The organism is Streptomyces sp. YIM 98790, from assembly GCF_011421595.1.
Taxonomy (GTDB): domain Bacteria; phylum Actinomycetota; class Actinomycetes; order Streptomycetales; family Streptomycetaceae; genus Streptomyces.
Map to the genome: position 1 here is coordinate 1 of NZ_WTLH01000262.1, position 6,398 is coordinate 6,398.

The window sequence follows — 6,398 nt, forward strand, 5'->3', positions numbered from 1 at the left end:
CGGCGCCCCGCCGGGCGGCGGGGCGTACGAGGCCGGGCCCGCGGCGACGGTGGACGCCGTCTCCGCCGCGTGGGCCGAGCGCTTCGCCCGGGCGCTCGCACCGTTGCGGGAGGATTCGCCCGATGCCGGCGGCCCCGCGGCCCCCGCCGCACCGCTGCCGGACAGCGCGCGGCTGCTGGATCTGCTGGACCTGCCCCGGGTCACCCCGTCCGCCCTGGGCAAGCGGTGGCGCGCCACCGGTTCGGGGCTGCCGCTGGTCCTCGGCGCCGGACCGGCCGGGCCGGTGGTGCTGGATCTGACCGCCGAGAGCGGCCCGCTGCGGATCGAGGGCGACACCGGCTCGGGCAAGACCGAGCTGCTCTGCGCGCTGGCCGCCTCGCTGGCCGCCGCCCGCAGCCCGCGCCGCCTCTCCCTGCTGCTGGTGGACGGACCGGCCGGCGGCCTGGCTCCGTGCGCCGAACTGCCCCACGTCACCGAGCACGTGCCGACCACCGACCCGGTGCGGATGCGGGCCTTTGCCGAGAGCCTGCGGGAGGAGCTGAAGCGGCGGGCCGCGGAGAGCCCCGCGCGGGTGGTCACCCAGCGCCGGGCGGGCGGGCCGGAGGAGCCCGCCGGTCTCCCCGGGGCCGGAGGGCCGCCCTCCTCCGCCGCCGTCCAGCCCTCCGCCCTGGTGGTGCTGGTGGACGACCTGCACGCCCTGCTCAGTCCCGCGCTGGGAGCGCCGGGCCGCCCGGCCGCCGGGTCGGTCGTGCGTTCGCTGGACGCGGTGGCCCGGGAGGGCGGCCCGCTGGGCATCCACCTGATCACCGCCTCGGGCCGCTCCCCGGGCGGCGGCGCCTCGGTGACCGAGACCCCGGCGGGCATAGCCATCACGGCCACGGCCTCCGTGTCGCTGGCCGGACGGCCGCCCGGCCGCGCCGAGTTGCGCGCCTCCGGCCTCCCCGCCCCGGTGGTCTTCCAGGCCGGCCGGGTCACCGGGCGCATTCCCCGCACCTCCACCCTGCGTCCCACCGTGGTACCGCTGGACTGGCGGCGGGCCGGAGATCCTCCGGCCCGGCGGCCGGTCCGGGAGCTGGGGAACGGGCCGACGGATGTGGCGCTGCTCGCCAGCGCCGCCGCCCGGGCCGGGGAGACGGACCAGGCCGCCGCCGCCTCCCTGGTGTGAGTGCCCGCGCTCCCGGCGTCCTGGCCCGCAGGCCTGACCGGGAAGGGCCGGGCGGCGGTCCGGACGGGCGGCAGCCGGCGGGTGGCGGAACCGGACACCGCGTGCGGTACTGGTGTATACCGCTGAAGAGATCTTCCTGTCGGTAACGTCCGCATCACGAATGGTGAGTTGACACGACCGGCGCCCTTGCCGACCCGGCGGGCCCGGCGTAGGACAGTCCCAACGGGACATGCAACGCGGCTGTTCCGCCCGGCTCCGGGGCCGGGCCGCGCAAGGGATGAGGCGATCACATGCGCAGTTCGATCCGGTCAGCTCGGCATGCCGCCCGCTCGGTGGCGGCGATCGCGGCGGTGTCGGCGCTCACGCTGACCGCCTGCGGAAGTGGTGACGACGGCTCAGGCACCGGCGGAGGCGGTGGTGGTGACGGGGAATCCTCCCTGGAACTGCCCGACCTGAGCGGGCGGCAGCTGGAGGTGGCCGCGGTCTGGACCGGTGCCGAGCAGGACAACTTCATGGCCGCCGTGGCGGAGTTCGAGGACCGCACCGGCGCGGACGTCACCTTCGTTCCCACCGGCGACAATGTGGCCACCTTCGTGGGCCAGAAGATCGCCGGCGGCTCGCCACCGGATGTGGTGCTGCTGCCCCAGGTGGGCGTGCTGCACGAATTCGCCGGCAAGGGCTGGCTGGCGCCGGTCGGCGAGCTCGCCATGGAGCAGCTGGACGCCAACTACGGAGACGGCTGGAAGAACCTCGGCGCGCACGACGGGCAGCAGTACGGGGTCTACATCAAGGCCGCCAACAAGTCCCTGATCTGGTACAATACCGCCCCGTTCGAGACCGCGGGCGTCTCGGTGCCGGAGACCTGGGACGACTTCGTCAGCACGGCCACCACCGTCTCCGACTCCGGCACCCCGCCGGTGTCGGTGGGCGGGGCGGACGGCTGGACGCTCACCGACTGGTTCGAGAACATCTACCTCTCCCAGGCCGGGCCGGAGATGTACGACCGGCTCGCCGCGCACGAGATCCCCTGGACCGACCAGAGCGTGACGGAGGCCCTGACCACCCTGGCCGAGCTGTTCGGCAGGCCCTCACTGCTGGCCGGCGGCACCGACGGCGCGCTGCGCACCGACTTCCCGAACTCGGTGACCAAGGTGTTCTCCGATCTGGAGAACCCGGAGGCGGCCATGGTCTACGAGGGCGACTTCGTGGGCACGGTGATCACCGACTCCACCGACGCGGTGATCGGCGAGGACGCCCAGGTGTTCCCGTTCCCGGCCGTCGGGGCGGAGGCGCCGGTGGTCTCCGGCGGTGACGTGGCGGTGGCGATCTCGGAGAGCGGCGAGGCCGACGAGGCCCAGCAGGCGCTGCTGGCGTTCTTCGCCTCCACCGATGCCGCGGCCGTCTGGGCCGAGCGCGGGGGCTTCATCTCGCCCAACCGGTCGCTGGATCCGGAGGTCTATCCGGACGATGTGCAGCGCACCATGGCCGAGGCGCTGATCGAGGCGGGCGACGACTTCCGCTTCGACCTGTCCGACCAGACGCCGGCGGCGTTCGGCGGCACCACCGGCCAGGGCATGTGGCAGGGTCTCCAGGACTTCCTGCGCAATCCGGCGGACGTCGAGGGGACCCAGGAGTACCTGGAGTCCCAGGCCGCATCGGCCTACGGCGAGTGACGGCCGGCCGACGATGGCGGACGAGACCGGCAGCACCGGGACCAACCACCACGCCGACAGCGGCGGCAGCACGGCGGAGACGGCGCAGGCCGTGAACACCGGGAACCCGGGGAGCACCGGGAACCCGGGGGGCTCCCGGCAGCCCGGGCGGAAGCAGCCGGACCGGCCCCGGCGGGGGACGGCCGGAAGGGTGCGCAGCGTGGTGCGCACCCGGCCCTGGGCCGCCGCGCTGTTCCTGCTCCCGGCGCTGCTGCTGCTCGGCGCCCTGGTGGTCTACCCCATCGGGTACTCGATCTGGCGCAGCCTGTTCGACTCCTCCGGCAGCAGTTTCGTCGGGCTGGACAACTACCGCGAGATGTTCACCCACCCCGGCACCCGCAAGGCACTGCAGAACAACCTGATCTGGGTGGTGGCGGCCCCGGCGGTGTGCACCGGCTTGGGCCTGATCTTCGCCGTGCTGACCGAGCGCATCCGCTGGGCCACCGCGTTCAAGCTGCTGGTGTTCATGCCGATGGCGATCTCCATGCTGGCCGCCGGCATCATCTTCCGCCTGGTGTACGAGGCCGACCCGGACCGCGGGGTGGCCAACGCCATGCTCACCACGGTGCACTCCGCCTTCACCAGCGGCGCCCCCTGGCCGGATGCCCGCCCCCGCCCGGACAGCGGGCTGGACGCGCCCGGGGACGGCTCCTACGTGCTCCCCGGCACGGCCGGCCCCGGCTCCCCGGCGATGCTGCCGCTGGTCGGGGTCAAGCCGCAGGAGCTGGCGGATGCCGAGGACGCCCGTCCTGCCCCGCCCGGCGACGGCACGGTCACCGGCACCGTCTGGCTGGACTTCGCCCTGGGCGGCGGCGGGGAGCCGGGCGTGATCGACCCCGGCGAGAAGGGCCTGGCCGGGATGACCGTGCAGGCGGTGCGCGACGGTGATGTGGTGGCCTCCGCCACGACGGAGGACGACGGGACCTTCACCCTGCCCGCCGAGGCGGCCGGCGCCCAGATCCGGCTGCCGGCGGGCAACTTCGAGGCCGCCTACAACGGCGTGGACTGGCTGGGCCCGACCCTGGTCACCCCCGCCATCATCGGCTCCTACGTGTGGATGTGGGCGGGCTTCGCCATGGTGCTGATCGCCGCCGGCCTGGCCGGGGTGCCCCGGGAACTGCTGGAGGCGGCCCGGGTGGACGGCGCCAACGAGTGGCAGGTGTTCCGCCGGGTGACGGTGCCGCTGCTGGCGCCGGTGCTGGCCGTGGTGCTGGTCACCCTGATGATCAACGTGCTGAAGGTGTTCGACCTGGTGCTGGTGATCGCGCCCGGCTCGGTGCAGCCGGACGCCAATGTGCTGGCTCTCCAGCTGTACACGGTGTCCTTCGGCACCCGCACCAACCAGGGCCTGGGCAGCGCCATCGCGGTGTTCCTGCTGCTGCTGGTGGTGCCCGTGATGATCTTCAATATCCGGCGGCTGCGACGGGAGCGGGCCCGATGACCGTCCACACCAGTACGGACAGGCTGCCCGAGCCGCCGCCCGCGAGGACCGCGGGCACCGAGGCGCCGGTGCCGCGCGCCAGGCGCTCCACCGCCTCGAAGCTGGCCTCGCTGGCGGGCGGCGGCGCTGCCCGGGTGGTGCTGGTGCTGCTCGGCCTGCTGTGGCTGCTGCCCACCCTCGGCCTGCTGGCCTCCTCCTTCCGGGACCGCCGGGACATCTCCGCCAGCGGCTGGTGGACCGCGCTCACCGACCCGGGCCAGTGGACGGTGGAGAACTACAGCTCCCTGCTGGAGAACGACTCCTTCACCGGCTCCGCCTGGACCACGGTGGCCATCACCGTGCCGTCCACGGTGCTGGTGGTGGTGGTCGGGGCGATGGCCGGCTATGCCTTCGCCTGGCTGGACTTCCCCGGCCGTGACTGGTGGTTCCTGCTGGTGGTCGGCCTGCTGGTGGTGCCGATCCAGGTGGCGCTGATCCCGGTGGCCCGGCTGTTCAACTGGCTGGGCATCTTCGAGACGACCCTGGGCGTGGTGCTGTTCCACTCCGCCTTCGGCCTGCCGTTCGCCATCTTCCTGCTGCGCAACTTCTTCGCCGAGATCCCGCGCGAGCTGCTGGAGGCGGCGCGGCTGGACGGTGCGGGAGAGCTGCGGCTGTTCACCCGGGTGGTGCTGCCGCTGGGCGCCCCGGCGGTCGCCGCGCTGGCCATCTTCCAGTTCATGTGGGTGTGGAACGACCTGCTGGTGGCACTGATCTTCGCGGATTCCGCCAATCCGCCGATGACGGTGGCACTCCAGCAGGAGATGCGGCAGTTCGGCGCCAATATCGACGTGCTGGCGCCGGGCGCGTTCCTGTCCATCCTGGTGCCGCTGGCGATCTTCTTCGCCTTCCAGCGCCAGTTCGTCTCCGGGGTGATGGCCGGCGCGGTGAAGTAGGCGCCCCGCCACGCCGCTCCCCGCGGGCGCGGCAAGCGGCGCACGCCCACACGGGTTCACTGGCTGCTCCGTATGGAGGAAAAAGGCGGGCGAGGCGCGGCCGACACCGGGCTCGTGCGGGGAATCGGGCCACCGAGCGGCGATTGTCGGATTGTCCGTCAGTCCGCTCGCACTCTGGGGAGTCGCCGTGCCCAGATTCAGCGTCATCGTGCCCGCCCACCGGGTGCAGGCGTATCTGCGCTCCTGCCTGGCCTCCGTGCTGACCCAGGAGTGCCGGGACATCGAACTGATCGTCGTCGACGACGCCTCGCCCGATGCCTGCGGCGAGATCATCGAGGAAACCGCCGCCGCCGACCCCCGGGTCCGGGCCCTGCGGCTGGAGCGGCCCGCCGGTCCCGGCGCCGCCCGCAACGCCGGGGCGGAGGCGGCCACCGGCGACTATCTGCTGTTCCTGGACGGCGACGACACGCTCGCCCCGGGCGCGCTCGGCGCCCTGGACACCGCCCTGGCCCGGACCGGCGACCCGCAGCTGATGCTGTTCGACCACGCCCTGGCCCGGCCGGAGGGCGGCCCGGTGCCGGACGGCCGGCTGGCCGCCCTGGCCGAGCACGACACCGGCGTCTTCACCCTCGCCGACCACCCCGGGCTGCTGTCCCTGGAGCCCGCCGTGTGGAACCGGGTCTGCCGCCGCGACTTCCTGCGCCGCACCGGCCTGCGCTTTCCCCGGGGCGTCCACGAGTACCTGCCCTGGAGCCTGCCGCTGCTGATCACCGCCGAGTCGGTGGCCGCCCTGGACCGGGTGTGCGTGCACCACCGGCGGCGCCGCACCGGCGGCCTGCTGCACACGCCCGGCCCGCACCAGCTCGACCTCCTGGCCCAGTACGAGCGGCTGTTCGCCTTTCTGGCGGCCGGCCCGCCCGAGTACCGGCGCTGGCAGCCCGCGCTGCACCGGCGGATGACCGACCAGCTCATCACCGTCTGCCGCACCCCCGGTCTGCTGCCCGCGGACTGCCGCGAGGAGTTCTTCCGGCGCGCCGCCGTGCTGTGCCGCCGCCACCGCCCGCCGGCCGGGGCGACCGCACTGGGCGGGGGCCGGAACGGCACCGCGCGCCTGCTGCGGCTGCTGCTGCGGCTGGGCGCGCCCCGGG

5 protein-coding genes are annotated in these 6,398 nt (G+C 74.0%); all 5 read left to right on the forward strand.

Going from position 1 to position 6,398, the window contains the following annotated elements; all coding sequences use genetic code 11:
- Positions 1-1,165, forward strand: a 1,165-nt coding sequence (locus tag GQS09_RS26190) for an FtsK/SpoIIIE domain-containing protein (protein WP_279577800.1), incomplete at its 5' end; no start/stop codon positions are given.
- 290 nt (positions 1,166-1,455) lie between these two features.
- Positions 1,456-2,838, forward strand: coding sequence for an ABC transporter substrate-binding protein (locus tag GQS09_RS26195; RefSeq protein WP_165990021.1), 1,383 nt, complete (start codon positions 1,456-1,458; stop codon positions 2,836-2,838).
- Between the two features lie 13 nt (positions 2,839-2,851).
- Positions 2,852-4,318, forward strand: a complete 1,467-nt coding sequence (locus GQS09_RS26200) for a carbohydrate ABC transporter permease (protein ID WP_165990022.1) — start codon at positions 2,852-2,854, stop codon at positions 4,316-4,318.
- On the forward strand, positions 4,315-5,250 hold the full coding sequence (locus GQS09_RS26205) for a carbohydrate ABC transporter permease (protein ID WP_165990023.1): 936 nt from the start codon (positions 4,315-4,317) through the stop codon (positions 5,248-5,250). The genes GQS09_RS26200 and GQS09_RS26205 overlap by 4 nt, the downstream gene beginning before the upstream one ends.
- A gap of 187 nt (positions 5,251-5,437) precedes the next feature.
- On the forward strand, positions 5,438-6,398 hold a 961-nt coding region (locus GQS09_RS26210; protein ID WP_165990024.1), incomplete at its 3' end, for a glycosyltransferase family 2 protein.

Excerpts from the sequence above, each read along its gene's own strand:
- GQS09_RS26195 (WP_165990021.1), top strand. The coding sequence starts at position 1,456 with ATGCGCAGTTCGATCCGGTCAGCTCGGCATGCCGCCCGCTCGGTGGCG.
- GQS09_RS26200 (WP_165990022.1), top strand. The coding sequence starts at position 2,852 with ATGGCGGACGAGACCGGCAGCACCGGGACCAACCACCACGCCGACAGC.
- GQS09_RS26205 (WP_165990023.1), top strand. The coding sequence starts at position 4,315 with ATGACCGTCCACACCAGTACGGACAGGCTGCCCGAGCCGCCGCCCGCG.